The sequence below is a fragment of the Acinetobacter sp. Marseille-Q1618 genome, from assembly GCF_902809855.1.
Classification (GTDB): Bacteria; Pseudomonadota; Gammaproteobacteria; order Pseudomonadales; family Moraxellaceae; genus Acinetobacter.
In genome coordinates this window covers 600,397-617,147 of the sequence record NZ_CADDWJ010000002.1, presented here as the reverse complement: position 1 = coordinate 617,147, position 16,751 = coordinate 600,397, and the positions used below count along the sequence as shown (strand labels likewise).

The 16,751-nt window shown below is 39.6% G+C and carries 18 protein-coding genes; 8 read left to right on the top strand and 10 right to left on the bottom strand.

Annotation, left to right across the window (positions count from 1 at the left end):
* Nucleotides 1-3 precede the first annotated feature (3 nt).
* From ilvD to HUS24_RS10135, 4 genes are all read left to right on the top strand, one after another.
* Entirely contained in the window at nucleotides 4-1,689 is a 1,686-nt protein-coding gene (gene ilvD, locus HUS24_RS10150; protein WP_173911914.1) for a dihydroxy-acid dehydratase, read from the top strand.
* Nucleotides 1,690-1,848: 159 nt separating this feature from the next.
* Nucleotides 1,849-3,183 carry a hypothetical protein gene (locus HUS24_RS10145; RefSeq protein ID WP_173911913.1) on the top strand — a complete coding sequence of 445 codons (1,335 nt, stop codon included), beginning with the start codon at nucleotides 1,849-1,851 and terminating at the stop codon, nucleotides 3,181-3,183.
* Nucleotides 3,164-3,451 (top strand): chorismate mutase, encoded by a 288-nt coding sequence (locus HUS24_RS10140; RefSeq protein ID WP_173911912.1) that lies wholly within the window; start codon nucleotides 3,164-3,166, stop codon nucleotides 3,449-3,451. Before HUS24_RS10145 ends, HUS24_RS10140 begins: the two co-directional genes overlap by 20 nt.
* Before the next feature lie 723 nt (nucleotides 3,452-4,174).
* Nucleotides 4,175-4,921 carry a sulfite exporter TauE/SafE family protein gene (locus HUS24_RS10135; protein ID WP_173912540.1) on the top strand — a complete coding sequence of 249 codons (747 nt, stop codon included), beginning with the start codon at nucleotides 4,175-4,177 and terminating at the stop codon, nucleotides 4,919-4,921.
* 10 nt (nucleotides 4,922-4,931) lie between these two features.
* On the opposite strand, the gene HUS24_RS10130 is transcribed toward HUS24_RS10135, so the two are convergent.
* A complete protein-coding gene (locus HUS24_RS10130; RefSeq protein ID WP_173911911.1) occupies nucleotides 4,932-5,837 on the bottom strand; it encodes a LysR family transcriptional regulator in 906 nt (301 codons plus the stop codon).
* A gap of 178 nt (nucleotides 5,838-6,015) precedes the next feature.
* Nucleotides 6,016-6,225 carry a hypothetical protein gene (locus HUS24_RS10125; protein WP_173911910.1) on the bottom strand — a complete coding sequence of 70 codons (210 nt, stop codon included), beginning with the start codon at nucleotides 6,223-6,225 and terminating at the stop codon, nucleotides 6,016-6,018.
* 251 nt (nucleotides 6,226-6,476) lie between these two features.
* Here HUS24_RS10125 and dapB point away from each other — a divergent pair, with 251 nt between their 5' ends.
* Together dapB and HUS24_RS10115 are read left to right on the top strand one after the other, a co-directional pair.
* Nucleotides 6,477-7,298 carry a 4-hydroxy-tetrahydrodipicolinate reductase gene (gene dapB / locus HUS24_RS10120; protein ID WP_173911909.1) on the top strand — a complete coding sequence of 274 codons (822 nt, stop codon included), beginning with the start codon at nucleotides 6,477-6,479 and terminating at the stop codon, nucleotides 7,296-7,298.
* Between the two features lie 49 nt (nucleotides 7,299-7,347).
* On the top strand, nucleotides 7,348-7,998 hold the full coding sequence (locus HUS24_RS10115; RefSeq protein WP_173911908.1) for an START domain-containing protein: 651 nt from the start codon (nucleotides 7,348-7,350) through the stop codon (nucleotides 7,996-7,998).
* Between the two features lie 65 nt (nucleotides 7,999-8,063).
* Here the strand turns inward: HUS24_RS10115 and HUS24_RS10110 are convergent, their stop codons facing one another.
* Both HUS24_RS10110 and dkgB read right to left on the bottom strand, forming a co-directional pair.
* Nucleotides 8,064-9,233 (bottom strand): MFS transporter, encoded by a 1,170-nt coding sequence (locus HUS24_RS10110; protein WP_173911907.1) that lies wholly within the window; start codon nucleotides 9,231-9,233, stop codon nucleotides 8,064-8,066.
* A gap of 6 nt (nucleotides 9,234-9,239) precedes the next feature.
* Nucleotides 9,240-10,049 carry a 2,5-didehydrogluconate reductase DkgB gene (gene dkgB / locus HUS24_RS10105; RefSeq protein ID WP_173911906.1) on the bottom strand — a complete coding sequence of 270 codons (810 nt, stop codon included), beginning with the start codon at nucleotides 10,047-10,049 and terminating at the stop codon, nucleotides 9,240-9,242.
* 119 nt (nucleotides 10,050-10,168) lie between these two features.
* On the opposite strand from dkgB, the gene HUS24_RS10100 reads away from it, so the two are divergent.
* The gene (locus tag HUS24_RS10100; protein WP_173911905.1) at nucleotides 10,169-11,059 is read left to right on the top strand and encodes a LysR family transcriptional regulator; all 891 of its coding nucleotides are present in this window, start codon (nucleotides 10,169-10,171) and stop codon (nucleotides 11,057-11,059) included.
* On the opposite strand, the gene HUS24_RS10095 is transcribed toward HUS24_RS10100, so the two are convergent.
* Nucleotides 11,019-11,426 (bottom strand): hypothetical protein, encoded by a 408-nt coding sequence (locus tag HUS24_RS10095; protein WP_173911904.1) that lies wholly within the window; start codon nucleotides 11,424-11,426, stop codon nucleotides 11,019-11,021. The genes HUS24_RS10100 and HUS24_RS10095 overlap by 41 nt on opposite strands.
* 98 nt (nucleotides 11,427-11,524) lie before the next feature.
* Between HUS24_RS10095 and HUS24_RS10090 the strand changes: the two genes are divergently transcribed.
* Nucleotides 11,525-12,961 (top strand): PLP-dependent aminotransferase family protein, encoded by a 1,437-nt coding sequence (locus HUS24_RS10090; protein ID WP_173911903.1) that lies wholly within the window; start codon nucleotides 11,525-11,527, stop codon nucleotides 12,959-12,961.
* Between the two features lie 119 nt (nucleotides 12,962-13,080).
* On the opposite strand, the gene HUS24_RS10085 is transcribed toward HUS24_RS10090, so the two are convergent.
* The 5 genes from HUS24_RS10085 to mutY all read right to left on the bottom strand — a co-directional run bounded on the left by HUS24_RS10085 (nucleotide 13,081) and on the right by mutY (nucleotide 16,644).
* Nucleotides 13,081-14,103: an NAD(P)-dependent alcohol dehydrogenase gene (locus tag HUS24_RS10085; protein WP_173911902.1), complete on the bottom strand. Its 1,023-nt coding sequence runs from the start codon at nucleotides 14,101-14,103 to the stop codon at nucleotides 13,081-13,083.
* A gap of 30 nt (nucleotides 14,104-14,133) precedes the next feature.
* A complete protein-coding gene (locus tag HUS24_RS10080) occupies nucleotides 14,134-14,688 on the bottom strand; it encodes a DNA-3-methyladenine glycosylase I (RefSeq protein ID WP_173911901.1) in 555 nt (184 codons plus the stop codon).
* 25 nt (nucleotides 14,689-14,713) lie between these two features.
* Nucleotides 14,714-14,959, bottom strand: a complete 246-nt coding sequence (locus HUS24_RS10075) for a hypothetical protein (protein ID WP_173911900.1) — start codon at nucleotides 14,957-14,959, stop codon at nucleotides 14,714-14,716.
* 29 nt (nucleotides 14,960-14,988) lie between these two features.
* Nucleotides 14,989-15,525: a M23 family metallopeptidase gene (locus HUS24_RS10070; RefSeq protein ID WP_173911899.1), complete on the bottom strand. Its 537-nt coding sequence runs from the start codon at nucleotides 15,523-15,525 to the stop codon at nucleotides 14,989-14,991.
* Nucleotides 15,526-15,609: 84 nt separating this feature from the next.
* Nucleotides 15,610-16,644: an A/G-specific adenine glycosylase gene (gene mutY, locus HUS24_RS10065; RefSeq protein ID WP_173911898.1), complete on the bottom strand. Its 1,035-nt coding sequence runs from the start codon at nucleotides 16,642-16,644 to the stop codon at nucleotides 15,610-15,612.
* Nucleotides 16,645-16,751: the final 107 nt, after the last annotated feature.

Sequence of the window (16,751 nt, the reverse complement as noted above, 5' to 3'; positions counted from 1 at the left end):
ACAATGAGTAAAGACAACCTCCGAGAACATTCAGCCGCTGTTTATGAAGGGATTGAAAATGCACCAGCACGTTCGATGATGCGTGCTACAGGCTTTAAAGATGAAGATTTTACCCGACCATTTATTGGAATTGCTTCAACTTGGGCAAATGTCACACCTTGTAATATGCATATTGATGGCTTAGCACGAGAAGTTGAAAAAGGTGTCAATGCAGCTCAAGGCAAAGGCATTATTTTTAATACCATTACCATTTCTGATGGCATTTCCAATGGTACAGAAGGCATGAAATATTCATTGCTCAGCCGTGAAATTATTGCCGATTCGATTGAGGCAGTAGTGGGTTGTCAGGCATATGATGGTGTGATTGCCATTGGGGGCTGCGATAAAAATATGCCAGGTTGTATTATGGGCTTGGCACGTTTAAATCGTCCGGGATTGTTTATCTATGGAGGAACGATTAAACCGGGTGCAGGACATACTGATATGATTTCGGTGTTTGAAGCGGTTGGACAGCATGCCAAAGGTGAAATCAATGCGATTCAGGTCAAGCAAATTGAAGAAGTTGCATTACCAGGTCCGGGTTCATGTGGTGGAATGTATACTGCAAACTCCATGGCTTCGGCAATTGAAGCTTTGGGCATGAGTTTGCCGGGGTCTTCAGCACAAGAAGCTGTATCCGAAGATAAAAAAATAGACTGCCAACGAGCAGGCGAAGCAGTGATGAATTTGTTGCGTTTGGATATTAAACCACGTGACATTATGACCAAAGCTGCCTTTGAAAATGCCATTAAAGTTCTGATCGCTTTGGGCGGTTCAACCAATGGCGTGTTGCATTTATTGGCAATGGCGCATACTGCAGGTGTTGAATTGTCATTAGATGATTTTACCCGAATTGGTCAGGACATTCCTGTGGTCGCAGACGTCCGTCCATCTGGGAAATATTTAATGTCTGAATTGATTGCGATTGGTGGCATTCAACCTTTGATGAAACGCATGCTCAATGCAGGTATGTTAGATGGTTCATGTTTAACCGTGACAGGTAAAACTTTGGCTGAAAATCTGGCAGATGTTGAGGATTATCCTGAAGGTCAGCAAATTATTTTACCGTTTGATGCACCGATTAAAAAAGACTCTCATCTGGTTGTGCTAAAAGGGAATTTGTCACCTACAGGTGCAGTTGCAAAAATTACAGGAAAAGAAGGGCTGTATTTTGAAGGAGCTGCCCGTGTGTTTGAAGGTGAAATCGGCGCAATGCGTGGCATTTTAGATGGGCAAGTACAAGAAGGCGAAGTGGTGGTGATTCGTGGTGAAGGTCCGAAAGGTGGGCCGGGTATGCCTGAAATGTTAAAGCCAACCTCTGCGATTATTGGTAAAGGTTTAGGAAAATCTGTGGCGCTGATTACCGATGGACGTTTTTCAGGGGGTAGCCATGGTTTTGTGATTGGACATGTGACGCCTGAAGCCTATGAAGGTGGCCCGATTGGTTTGGTTAAAAATGGCGATAAAATCTCGATTAATGCTGAAACACGTGAGATGACTTTACATATTTCGGATGAAGAACTGACAGCACGCAAAGCGGCATGGGTCAAGCCAAAAGCCAATTATCAATATGGTGCTTTGGCGAAGTTTGCTAAATTAACCACAGGTGCAGAGAAAGGTGCAGTGACCGATTTGAACCTAGAGCTTTAAGCAAACGGGCATTGAACATTTGAGCTTGAATTGTTATAAATTTCGCAGCAGGCTTATTTCATTTTAAAAAGCATCTCATTGTAATGAGTGTTATTCTTGTATGCGTTTCAAGCAGACACATTGAAACGCATATGGTTTTTATTTTCTGAGGCTATTCTCATGTCACTGTTACGCCGTTGGTTTGATCCGATCCGATCGAGTTGGTTTTATGAAAAACCGACCCGTCAAGAGGTGTTACCTACGGAACAAGGGCTACGCATTTATTTGCGTTTAGATGATGTATATAGCTATTTGGCTGTGCAACAGTTAACGCAATTGGATGATATTTTAAGTGATGCACTGAAACCCCTGAAAATTATTATTTCAGATACTACAGCAGAACCGCCGAATGGCATGAGCATCGAAGAATGGCGAAATTACAGCTTAAATGATGCCAAGATTTTAGCCAATCAGCACCGCTTTAGTTATGATGAAGAAAAACCAGAACAACCTACACAAGAAGCCTTACAACAAGCCGAAACCATTCTTAGAAATACACCCTTAACAGGTCAAAACTTTCTATATTTGCTTGAAGACGTGTTTCACATGCTATGGCAACAACAGTACGGTAAATTACGCATGTTGTTTGTGATGGCAAGTAAACAGCAAAAACCACAAAATTTTCCAGAAAGAATTTTTGATCACACGCCTGTTTTAGAAAGTTATTTTGAATTTGGTGGGCGTAAATATCATGCGGTAGATGATCTATTACGTTTAACACGTCGTTTAAAACAACAAAAGCTATTGATTGATAATCCTATTTTCCTGATTAATCACATTGAATGGCGTGAACACCTCATGAGTGATGCAGAGGAACTTACAGAAATTCAAGCCATGCATCCTGAGCTAAATTTGTATATTGCGCTCGAAGATCCCATCAGTTGGTTATTATTGGCTTATATCAAAGAAGAATTAGCAGATTACTATAATATTCAGTTGCATGTTTTCCCCTTAAGTTATCATGGGCGTGACTTTTTTGATTGGAGTTTGGCAACGCGTTTGTCCAAGCGGACTGAGGTTAAATTTACACCATTTTGTCGTCCAACCGCAGATGGTATTTTAAAAATGGCACAGCTTTTTTATAGCGTTGTGGAAGAACACCGTATTGAAGCGATGTATACGATTTTGGAAGCGGTATGGACGAAGGGCAAAGACTTGTCTTTTAAAGAGCATTTGCAACACATCCAGCAAGAGCTCGGCATTGAAGACTTAGCGGAGTTGGACGTGATGGCGTTATTACAAGAAAATGATCAACGCTGTGCAGAGAAGCATCAACCCGATTTTCCTGTATTAGAATTAGAAATTGAAGGGAAGCGTTACGTATTTAATAGTTTATATCGCGTTTGGATGATTGAAAGTATTTTCAGTAATGTGTTAGAACAGAAGTACAAAAGTGATAATGATGCAGAGCTAAAAGATGCAGAACACCTCAGCGATGAAAAAACAAAAATGTGAATCACTTGAACAAGCCCGAGTGCATATTGATGAAATTGATCAGGCTTTAATTGAAATGATAGCGGTACGTCAGTTCTATGTTGATCAAGCCACACGCTTTAAACGTACTGCCGAAGATGTGCAATCCCCTGAACGTGTGCAACAGGTGATTAATAAAGTTCGTGAAAAAGCCAGTGAACTACACACCGATCCAGATTTAGTTGAAAAAATTTATCGTGAAATGATTCAGCATTTTATTCAACGTGAGTTAAAAGAAATTCGACCTTAAAACACAAGCTTGCCTCAGAAAAATACCTGATGTTAGGTGTGAAAAATCGAGGGTAAAAGAGAAAGAAGTACAATAGGAAACAATAAGTGACTTTCACGTCAAGAAATCAATGCAATTAAACGAGCGATTGAAATTGAAAATTCAATCGTAAAAAGAGCAGGTGAAAAAGTTCAACCTGCTCAAATTTTTCGTTTTCATTGCGGTTGTAATTGTTTTTCAATCAATGCCTTATAGCAGCTTCTATAAAAGTTTATCAATATATTGATCTAAATTTATACCATTCTTTGAAAATAACATAATATAAGTGGTTTTTTGACGGAGTCTTACATCTAAAGTTTGTATTTAGGGACTAGCCTTCGGCTCGACCTACTTTTGTTTCGACAAAATGAGCAGTGAAACTGCGCAAGGAAACCATCTTGCGAAGCTTTGCTTCTCACCGCAAAACTCGACAAATACCGCAAATTGATTGACGTATTGCAAAAACATGATCAATCATTGGTAGTCCTGCCTCAGACAATTGCGAATGACGTTTTCGAGTCTCAATTTATGATTGGAAGCAGAAAAAATCATTCTAAAGATATATTATAAAACTTTTATTGATTGGTATTAGATAGCAGCTTTTGCTTGCCTCAACTTTTGCTTGAGGCTGACTTCTAAAAAATGTGATTTTTCATCAAATAAATTTTCTATAGCATGGCTTGAAATATTGAAAGAGACATGCAAATGATTGGATTTGTTATTGCTGTATTTGCGATTGCAGGCATGATCAAAGGGACTATTGGGTTGGGACTGCCTGCGGTTTCTATGGGACTGTTGACTTTAGTGATTAGCCCATTTCAAGCAGCGACTTTATTGATTATTCCTTCATTGGTAACCAATATTTGGCAGCTTTTTGCTGAAGGTCATGTATGGCGTTTGATCTGTCGTTTTTATCCTTTACTTTTGGGCATTATTTTAGGTTCAATTTGGAGTATTTTTCCAACTTTAGGACACAGTAATAGCCATTTTCACAGTGAAGCTTTATTGGGAGCAATGCTAGCACTATATGGCATATATGGTTTATTTTCCAAAAATATGCCCAATCTTGCACCGTATGAAAAATGGTTATCTCCACTGGTTGGATATTTAGGTGGAGCTTTAACCGTTGCAACAGGCGTGGTGGTGATTCCTGTTGTGCCTTATTTACAATCACTCCAATTGAAACGTGATGATTTGGTGCAGTCTTTAGGACTCGCTTTTACAGTATCTACATTTTGCTTGGCTGCATTTTTATATTTTAATCCAGTTGATGATCATACCCAGATCAATTATCAACTTTCATTTATCGCTTTGATTCCAGCTTTAATTGGTATGTGGTTTGGGACAAAGATCCGTTACCGAATTCCTGAGCAAAAATTTCGTAAGGTTTTCTTTTGTGGTTTAGTGGTTTTTGGACTCTATGCGGTATTGCATCAGTTGGGCGTGATTTAAAAAGATCAGACTAATCCATGAGAAACTTATTTTTTTGTGAGATCAGGAATTGGGCAAAGTGCTGATACGCAGTTGGAAGTGCATCAAACTGTTGCGCTGCCAAAAGTAATTTACGATTTGCCCAAGCACCTGTCAGTTGTATTTGGTGAAATTTATATAATTTATTTAAATGTTGCGCGGCACGTTTTGGCATGATCGCAATACCGACACCATCGGCAACCACTTGGGCAATGGCAGCAAAATTAGGCAAGCGTAAGCGGTATTGCATGGCACAATTCAGCAATTTGGCTTGTGTTTCAATGGATTGTTGTAATGAATGATGTTGCATTAAACCCACAAAAGGATAGTTTAAAACCTCTGATAAATTTAACGTTTTTTCTTGAGTGAGGATGTGTTGCTGAGGACAAATTAAAACCAAAGGGTCATTGCAAAAAGCGAGCGTATTTAAGCTGTTCGAATCAAAAAAGCTCGAAATCAGCCCCAATTGCGCTGTTCCTTTTTCAATTGCCTGAATAATATCACGGCTTTCTGCTTCTTTGAGTTCAATTTGAATATGTGGGTTTTCAACCAAATATTGCGGTAAAAGTATCGGTAAATATTCACTTTGTGCAGAAGAATTACACCATAAAGTCACCTGAGAGGCTAAGCCTTGTGCAAAGGGTGACATCGCTTGTTGAAGCTGTTGTTCTTGTTGAATCAGTTGTTGTGCCTGTTCAGTAAACACTTGTCCTGCAACAGTTAATTTCACACCCATAGCATGACGAGTAAAAAGTGGCGTGTTAAATTGTTGTTCGAGTTTTTTAATACGTTCGCTGGTGGCTTGTAATGAAATCGCAGAACGTTCAGCGCCTTTGGTCAGACTGCCCGTATCCACAATATTCAAAAATAAATGTAAGTCAAAAAAGTCGAGACGCATAAGCAAGATAAAAAATTGAGCCTTGAATATATTAAACTGAATCTTATCCAAATAGGGCAGCGTGATTACAACTCAACAGCAATAAAAGAATTCTTGTGATATTTAAACAAAGAACATCGAAATGCTCTTTGTCGTAGATGAGGGAGTGAATAGCAGTTTTTAAAAGATTTAAAGATGCTTATTCAGCTGCATCGTCAATAACAGGTGCATCAATCGCTGTAGTATCCGTTGTGTCCTCTATTGTAGGTGCTTCTGTACTCGTTGCATCATTTGCTGCTGCAACCGCTTCGTCTGCCGCAGCAACAGCCGCATCAACTGCGTCATCTGCCCAAGCGCTTGACATAATGCTGGTAAGGAAAAGTGTGAATGCAATTTTTTTAAAATTCATGGAGAATTCCTAGATATTTATTTTGATTGTGAAGTTTTCATTTTGTCTATAATTTAAACTTCGACAAAAATATAGAAGAACCCATATAAATTTACAAGCAGGTTCGAGCTAAAAACATACATATTTGAAGGCTATTTATTTTTATGGAGTATTCAAATATTTTTGCTGGATTTTGAATAACCTGACTTAGCCTAATCGCAGAGTTTTGTTATAGTAGATAAAATTTTAAACATCGATTTAGGAAGATCAACATGTCAGCTACTCCACGCATTGGTATTTTGGGTGCAGGCGGTCGTATGGGTCGTACATTGATCCAAGCCGTACAACTTGCAGGTTATCAATTAGCAGCAGCGGTTGAACGCCCAGAAAGTTCATTAATTGGTGCAGATGCAGGTGAGCTTGCTGGCATTGGAGCAGTGGGTGTCAAGGTGGTTGGCAGCTTAGAAGAAGTACTTAAAGACGTGGATGTAGTCATTGATTTTACTGCACCTGGGGCAACTGAAAATAACTTAAAACTCTGCCGTGAAGCAGGCGTCGCGATGGTGATTGGTACTACGGGTTTTTCAGATGAGCAAAAACAAATTTTAAATGAATCTGCGACTAAAATACCTGTGGTTTATGCGGCAAACTATTCTGTAGGTGTCAATGTTTCGATTAAATTGTTAGAGCTTGCTGCAAAAGTATTTGGTGACACGGTTGATATTGAAATCATTGAAGCACATCACCGTCATAAAGTTGATGCACCATCAGGTACAGCCTTGATGATGGGTGAAGCAGTTGCGGATACTTTAGGTCGTGACTTGAAAAAAGTAGCAGTCTATGGGCGTGAAGGGCATACAGGCCCACGTGATCGTGAAACCATTGGTTTTGAAACCATTCGTGGGGGGGATATCGTGGGTGAGCATACCGTGATGTTTATCGGTGAAGGTGAGCGTGTTGAAGTAACACACAAAGCAACCAGTCGTATGAACTTTGCTTCAGGTGCGGTTCGTGCTGCTGCTTGGGTTGTGGGTAAAGATGCAAAAAAATACGATATGAAAGATGTTTTGGGCTTAAATGATCTTCAAGCTTAATGCACAATCCGTTATGATCTAAAACAAGCAAATTAATTTGAATAAAAAAATGAAAAAAACAGTGATGTTTCTTGCAGGTGTAGTCAGTGCTATGAGCCTGACTGCACAAGCAGCTTTGCCAAATAATGCAAAACTGACGCTCGACAAAAACAATATCAGAGTATGGACATTTAAAGACCCTAAAAATACGGTCATGTCTTATAAAGCTGAAACGACTTTTGATGTTCCGATTGAGCGAGCAGTGGCATTGGTCTTAGATGTGAATAATGCCCCGAAATGGGTACCAAATGTCGCCAAAGCTGAAGTACTCTCTCGTGATGATCAGAAAGGAGAGTTTACTTTATATATGGTTTTAGATTTTCCATTTCCTTTAAAAGACCGAGATATGGTGGTCAAAGGTAAAATATCTAAAGACAGCAATGGCATTATTAGCATTAAAAATAAAGCAATTACACAAGGCAAAGCTGTCGATGCTAACTTTGTGCGCTTAAAAAATTATGAGGGTGATTGGACTTTCCAAAAAATTTCAGCCAATAAAGTCAAAGTCAGTACCACAGGATTTGCTGACCCTGAAGGTTCTATTCCGCAAAGTGTGACCAATATGTTGGTTGAACAACAGCCTTATCAAATGTTGCAAAAAATGAAAGCGGAGCTTGCAAAAAATAAATCACTGCCTGCTTTACCTGAAGTTTTGAAATAATTTTTAAGTCAAAATAGATAAAAAATCCCATAATATGTTTAATATGATGGGATTTTTGATGCAAATTAGCACAGTTGTTCATTTGCTGTTTGCTTTGACATTTTCATTTGCACAAAGACTAAAAGTAAAGCCAAAGCAGTTAAAACTGCACCTGTAATCGAGACGGCTGCATAGCTCATTCCCATACTCAAGACAGCACCACCTGCAGCTGCACCAACAGCATTGCCCAAATTAAATGCGCCAATATTGACTGATGACGCCAGCCCAGGTGCTTCATGTGCAACGGACATGACTCGCATTTGTAGTGGTGGTACAACGGCAAACGCTGCTGCACCCCAGACAATCAGTGCCAAGGCTGCACCAATTTTAGTTTGTGCAAGGATTGGAAATAACAGCATGGATGCCATTAACAACAGTAAAAAGCCTATCAGGGTTTTGGTCAGTGATAGATCGGCAAACTTACCACCTAAATGATTCCCGATAGAAAAACCTATACCAATCAGTACCAACATCAAGGTAATAAAGCTAGGGCTGGCATGGGTGATGCTCTGTAATGTAGGGGCAATGTAGGTATATAAAGTAAACATTGCGCCTGCGCTCATCACTGTAGTAAGCAAGGCGAGCACCACAGGTTTACGAGTTAATATTTTTAGTTCAGCTTTAACATTTGGACGTTGTCCAACAGCGCCTTCAGGTAAGGCTTTCCAGAGAGCCAACATGGTGATGACACCGAGTAGTGCAATGGCTGCAAATGCCATGCGCCAGCCAATATTTTGTCCAACCCATGTTGCAAGTGGTACACCACCGATATTGGCAATGGTTAAGCCCATAAACATCATGGCAACAGCACTGGCTTGTTTATCTTTTGCGACTACACTGGTCGCAACAATAGAACCAATCCCAAAGAAAACACCATGATTTAAACTGGTGAGTATTCTTGCACCCATTAAGCCCCAATAACTCGGTGCGATTGCCGCCAAGATATTACCAACAGTAAAAATACTCATGGCAAGGATCAAGGCTTTTCGTCGTGAAAAGTGCCCAAACCATAAGGTCATGATCGGTGCACCAATCATGACACCCAACGCATATGCAGTGATCAACATTCCTGCAGTAGGAATGGAAATATTCAAATTTTCTGCAATTTGGGGCAAAAAGCCCATTGGAGAAAACTCAGTGGTTCCTATTGCAAAAGCACCAATGGCTAAAGCGAGGAGAGGAAGGTTAATTTTCATTTTAAATTAGTCCCAAAGTGGTGCTAAACCTTCAGGATCAACTTCACGACCATTACGTTCTAAGTGTGCAATCATTTGCATTTCTTCCGCAGACAATTGGATATCCTGCGCTTTAAGATTGGCAATTAAATTTTCACGTTTGGTTGATGATGGAATCACAGAGAAACCTTTTTGTATCGCCCAAGCCAAAGCGATTTGTGCTGTAGATGCTTGATGATGATTGGCTATTTCAAGCAAAACAGGATCATTGAGGACTTTGCCGTATGCCAAAGTCATATAAGAAGTCGCATCAATCTGCTGTGCTTGTAAAAATTCAACAAGTTTCTGATTTTGTAAATATGGACTCAGTTCAATTTGGTTGGTGGCAATATTTTCTACTCCAACCGCAGCAATCGCTTGTTGAGTAAGCTCAATATTAAAGTTTGAAATACCGATATGTTTGGTCAAACCTTGCTGTTTTGCCGCTAATAGATTGTGCAGCATTTCACTGACAGAAATGCCTGTACTTGGTGCAGGCCAATGGATGAGCGTTAAATCAACTGCATCAGTTCTGAGTTTTTGCAAACTGTCTTTTAGACTGGGAATTAATTTATCTGCTGCATAATGATCTGTCCAAATCTTGGTGGTGATGAACACCTCATTGCGGTTGACTTGACTTTCAGCGATCGCTTGTCCAACTTCTGCTTCATTGCCGTAGATTTGTGCGGTATCGACAGCTCGATAGCCAACATCCAACGCATTTTTTACAGAATCAATCACAGTTTGACCTGTTAAACGGAATGTGCCTACACCGAATTGGGGAACGATTTTGCGCATAAGAATTTCACTTTGTATTTAAATTTGCTGTATTGTGCAAGAATTATTGTTGTGGAAAAATATAATATTCTGCAAAATATTATTGATTTTTATTCAATAATAAATTGTGATGAGTGGATATGAAATCAACATTAGATGAGTTACAAGCATTTATTCATATCGTCGATAGTGGTTCTATTGTGGGTGCGGCTGAGCATTTACAGCAAACGACCTCGGGTGTGAGTCGTACTTTACAACGTCTTGAAAATAAACTGAATGTAACCTTGTTAGAGCGTACGACACGTAAGTTGAAACTCACGCAAGAAGGGCAGTTATTTTTAGATAAAGCTCGAAAAATTGTGCATGATTTGAATGAAGCAGAAGAAGCCTTGCTCAAGTCTGACAATGATACATCGGGTTTGATTCGAGTGGATTCGGCAACCCCTTTTGTGTTGCATGTGATTGCGCCACTAATTCCTGAATTTATCACGCTATATCCAAATATTCAGATTGAACTGAACAGTAATGATCAAATTATTGATTTATTGGAACACAAAACCGATGTTGCAATTCGCTTTGGGGAACTTAGTGATTCGAGTTTGCATGCACGTTTGCTATGTAAAAGCCGTTTGTATATCGTGGCAAGCCCTGAATATTTAGAAAAAAATGGTTATCCTGAAAAGCCACAAGATATTTTAAAGCATTGTTTAATTGGTTTTAGCAAAGTTGCCCATTTGAATACATGGCCAATCTATGTGGATGGTGAAAAGTTGACTGTTCAACCTAAAATTAAAGCATCCAATGGAGAAACAGTACGCTCAATGGCATTACAAGGTCTAGGGATTACCTGTTTATCTGCTTTTTTAATACATCAAGATATTCAACAAAAACGTTTAATTCCTTTATTTGAAGATCAAATCCAGATCTATAATCAGAGCATCCATGCCGTGTATTATCAGCAAGAACATTTGCCGAAACGTGTCCGTTTATTTATTGAGTTTTTAGCGCAAAAGCTGTCAAAGTATCGATAGTTTTTTGTGAGGGTAAATTTAAACTCAATAAGTTTTGTGCTGTACCTTGTTTCTGATCGATCAGTTGAACATTAAAATGTTGAGCTGATTTTTGCTGACATTCAAAATTTAAGTTTTGCTGTTTCGGTATGTTAATGCGCATGTTGACATCACTGCTAACACGATAAGTATAGACTCTGCTCGCAGCCGTATGTTGTAAAGTCGGTTGCAAATGATCGAGTTGATATTCACCCAAATGTTGTGTTTTTAAAAAACCTTCGATCAGCGATTTACAGATAAAATGTTGTTGTTGCGCTGCTTGATTCACTGTTTGTGGTTGGCAAGCACTCAGTAAAAATACAGTTGCTAATAACACGGTTATTCTCATTTTTTCTCTCCTTTTCTGATGATTTCGCTGCAAAGAAAAGATAAATCTGTTAGTTTAATAGGTACAGATACAAGAAATATTAAAAAATAGGCACAGATATGACGTTTCAATATCAAAGCTTGGCGCAGCAAATTGCTCAAAAAATTTATCAAGGTGAATTGGTTGCAGAACAACGACTAAGCTCACTCCGCCAATTTTCCAAACAGCAAAACATTAGTTTGAATACTGCCAAAAGTTGCTATGAACTTTTAGAAGCGCAGGGTTTGATTTATGCCAAAGAAAAGTCTGGATATTTTGTAAAAATCCAACAAAAAATACAGAAAGTTGCCTTACCTAATCATCCAGATTTTCAGTCACAGCCACGAAAAGTCTCTAATTTGGAACTGCAAATGCAGATTCATGAAGCTGCGATTAATAATGATTTGATCCACTTAGGCTCAGTACAACTTTCACCCAATTTAGTGCCTGTTGAAGCTTTGCGTCGTTCTATTCAGCGTGCGTTAAAACATACCAAGCCTGAAGACTTTTTATATAGTGATCGGCAAGGCAATGTGCAGTTGCGAGAAGCGTTTTCAGCACATTGGGCAGAAGATGGTTTTTATATTGCCAAGGACGATATTTATATCAGCAATGGTTGTATGCCAGCTTTGTCGGTGATTATTCAAAATATTAGTCAAGTGGGAGATAGCATCATTTTACCCACACCAAATTTTAATGGTCAGTTGCAATTGTTGGCTTTACTGAAAAGAAAAATTATTGAAATTCCAGCCAATACTGAAGGTTTTGATTTGGCGCGTTTGGAACAAGCCATGCAAAATTCAGGTGCGAAAGTTTGTTTGCTGACTGCAAATTTTCAAAATCCTTTGGGTTTTTGTTTGAATAATGCAGACAAGGAAAAGATCGCACAATTGGCAGCAAAATATCAGTGTTATGTGATCGAAGATGATATTTATGCAGAATGTAGTTTTGATGTGCAGCGACCTTTGCCGATTAAATATTGGGATCAAGCTGGCTATGTGATTTATTGTGGTTCAGTTTCAAAATCCTTGTCAGCATCTTATCGGGTAGGGTGGTTTTGCATTCCACAAAGTTTAAAACATTTGCATGCAGCTTTGATGACTCAAAATGTTGCAGTGAATACACCTTTACAATTGGGCTTGGTTGATTTGATTTATAGTCGTGCATATCGGCAGCATTTAACAGAATTACGTCCAAAATTGATGTTACAAGTCGAACAATATCGTCAATTTTTGATTGAAGCTTTTTATGATGTCGATATGCGCTTGAGTCATCCGCAAGGGGGCTATGCGTTATGGTTACAATTTCCTGAACAGATTGATGGCTTGGCAATGTATTACTTTGCACAGCAACACAGTATCAATATTGTGCCGGGTTTGGTATTTGGTGAAGAAGGGCGTTATAACAACTGTATTCGTTTAAATGCAGGGCATGAATTATCGCAAGAAATTCGGAATGCAATCATGCTGTTGGCGGATTGGGTGAGAGCGCAATTGTCTGAAAATAAAGTGGCTTAGGATTCATACATTTTTTAATCCCTTTCAACCACCCTTTTTCAAAGGCAGGAGCCTTGCAAATCATATATATCAGATACACAAGATTCCCCCTCTTTGAAAAGAGGGGGTAGGGGAGACTATTAAAAATCCGCCTTCAACACAATCCGATAACGCGCTTGTCCTGAATGTAAACGCTCAATCGCATCATTAATTTTTGACATCGGATACAACTCAATCTGTGGTGCAATATTCTTACGTGCAGCGAACTGTAAAAGCTGCCGCAAGGCAAATGGTGAACCTGTTGGAGAACCAGTTACAGATTTTGCCCCACTGATCAGTGTTCCCGCAGGAATTGGCATCGGCTCAAGAACCATACCGAGCATGTGAATCGTGCCATTTGGTGCAAGCGTATTTAAATAGGCTTTCCAATCTAAACTCACATTTACGGTACATAGCAATAAATCAAATTTACCATGTTGTGATTTTAGTGTATTGGCATCACGACTATTCACCACATGGTCTGCGCCCATCGCTTTTAGTTCTTCAGTCTTATCCAAACTTGAGGTAAATGCAGTGATTTCACAGCCCCATGCTTTGAGTAATTTGATCGCCATATGACCTAAACCACCGATTCCAATCACACCCACATGGTGTATGGCTTGGACTTGATGTTTTAAAATGGGATCAAAAACAGTGATACCGCCACAGAGTAAGGGGCCTGCAGTTTCAGGATCTAAGTCTTCAGGAAGAGGAATAATCCATTGCCAACCTGCACGTACTTTGTCAGCGAAACCACCTGCATGTCCTACAATGGTCGCTGTTTTTCCACCTGTGCAAAGCACTTGTTGTCCACTGACACAAGGATCACAGTGTTGACAGCTTTCCGCCGTCCAGCCGATACCGACACGTTGCCCAACTTTTAAGCCTTTGGCTTCTGCGCCGAGTTGCGTGATTGTTCCAATAATCTCATGACCACCTACGACAGGATAAACTGCATTGCCCCATTCATTATTAATCACTGAAACATCAGAATGGCACAGTCCACAATACTCAACTTTAACTTCAACCTGATGCGCCTGTAACTCGCCTGCATCAAATGCATAGGGAGTAAGAGCTGCGCCTGCTTCTAGGGCAGCATAGCTATGAATAGTATTTTCTGACATGAATCCGTCCTTATTTTTAAGTATCAATATTTAGCGAAATGTACAGTGATTTTCATGATCATTGATCATCCCCACCGCTTGCATAAAGGCATAAATAGTGGTTGGCCCTACAAATTTAAAACCATTTTTCTTTAATAGTTTTGAAAGTTTTAAACTCACTTCTGTCTGCGCAGGTGCAAGTTTATAGTCAGGTACATCATTGACTTGCACGGTTTGATCAACAAAATCCCATAGCCAATTGACCATGTCGATACCTTGCGATTGCATATTTTGCCATGCGATAGCATTGTCTCGAATAGCAGTCAGCTTACCAATATGCCGAATCAGTCCAGCATCTTTACATTTTTCAGCCAAATCATTATCTGTAAATTCAGCAATGTCCTGAATGGAATGATTAAAAAAATGTTCACGATAACATTCACGTTTTTTTAAGACCGTAATCCATGATAAACCCGCTTGTTGACCTTCTAAACAAAGCATTTCAAATAAATGTTGTTCATCTCGATTGGGTTTCCCCCATTCATGGTCATGGTAGGCGATATAAATTGGGTCATCGGAGCACCAACCACAACGTTTATTTGTCATTTTAAAATGCTCCTGAAGCTATTTTCTAAAGTTTAAATTCGATCCATTGGTCATTTTTATTGTCCCAATACCATAACTCTGCTTGAGTTAAATCAGTGAATTTTACCCAAATATCTTTGCCTGTTTTGTCGGCAAAGCCTGTACTGATCAGTAAAGCTTCGTCACTAATTTCCATGATCCAGCCTTGATAGACTTGCCCATTTAAAGCAATTTTTTGCTGATTGCCTGATTCTGCAAACTCAACTAAACGCTCAATCAACGCTTCTGACATGAAATTTTCCTAAACTTTTTTCTGAATAATTAACGTAAATATGGATAAGGATTTACCGCACCACGACCTTTTCCATTCAGGTACAAACCATAGTGCAAATGTGGTGCAGTATGACGTGCATTTCCTGTATTCCCAACATAACCGATTAAAGCACCTTTGCGAATATAGTCGCCTTCTTTTAAGCCACGTTTATGTGCATTTAAGTGTGCATAATAATGCCAAGCACCACTTGGGCCAATTAGCCAAATCACTGTGCCCCCCAAGTTGTTACTTTTTAAACTGGCAATCACACCTTCAGTCGTACTATATACCTTTGTTCCACGTGGAGCTAAAATATCGATACCTTCATGGGTACGTCCTGAGCTACGTGATGCACCCCAAGTATCTGTAAGATTTTTGGCTCTAACGCCTTCCACAGGAACAGGTAGGCGGTTTGGCATGGGCATAGATTTTAATTTTAAAATAATATTTTGTGGCAATGGCGTTGGTTTTTTAGGCGCTGTGGTACAAGCATTAAGTACCAGTGCAAAACACAGAATCAAGCAATATCGAAAATAAATAGCCACGAGAAATCCTTACAATGAATTTTTCAAGTTTAAACGCATAGATTAAAAATGAAGATTTGAAGCGAATACCCGTGTCTGACTATGTCATATCTCTAGCACAGAGATCAATTTTTTCATGGCTGTGGGAATACCCAATTGTGTAGCTTTTTGTGGTGTGAGCCATTCACCGCCTAATTCAGCTAGAAGATGCTCTTTTTGATCAGTATCTACATGCACAATATGGGCGGTTAAAATCCATGTAAAATGGGTGAAATGGTGCGTGATTTGAGCAGTTTTTGGGATTGGATTGAGTTTGAATTCTTGGCACTTTTGTCTAAATACCATGTCATTTTCAAAAATAGGCAAGCTCCACAACCCTCCCCACAACCCTGTATTGGGACGTTGCTGCCATAGCCATTCTCCAGCATTCTCAAGCAATAACACTGTACCTGTTTTTATTGGAACTGGCTTTTTGGGTTTTTTATAAGGTAATTCAGTTTCTAAACCTTGCTGATGTGCTTGGCAATGTTGCTGCATCGGACAGTATAAACACAGTGGTTTTTTAGGAGTACAAATGGTTGCGCCCAAATCCATAATGGCTTGAGTATAGTCATGATTACGTTCAGTTGGACATAAACTTTCTGCAAGTTGCCACATTGCTCGTTCATGCACAGGTTTTGATAAATCATCTTCGATGGCAAAAAAACGTGCCAAAACCCGCTTCACATTCCCATCCATGATCACGCCATATTGACGTAGGCCCAAAGACATCAGCGCACCACCTGTGGAACGTCCGATCCCTGAAAGCTGCATCCATTCTTCTAAAGTTGCTGGAAAATGTCCTTGCTGACTGACCACAGCCGCTGCTTTGTGCAGGTTGCGGGCACGTGCATAATAACCTAAACCCGCCCAGTACGGTGCAACCTCATCCCAAGAGGCTTTGCCTAAATCATCTACCGTTGGAAAGCGTTGAATAAAGCGATCAAAATATTGTAAAACCGTCTTAACTTGGGTTTGTTGCAACATAATTTCAGACACCCACACCTTATAGGGATCATCTGCGACTTGCCAAGGTAAATCATGACGACCATGTTGATCAAACCAAGTCAGGAGAGCATCTGAAAATGAAAATTGCGACATACTAGCTTCGATTTTAAAAGAGGGGATTAGTATACCCAATCTTGCCAACTTTCACGTGAGGGAATGTAAGAATAAAAAAGACGCCGTAGCGTCTTTCATACTTTATG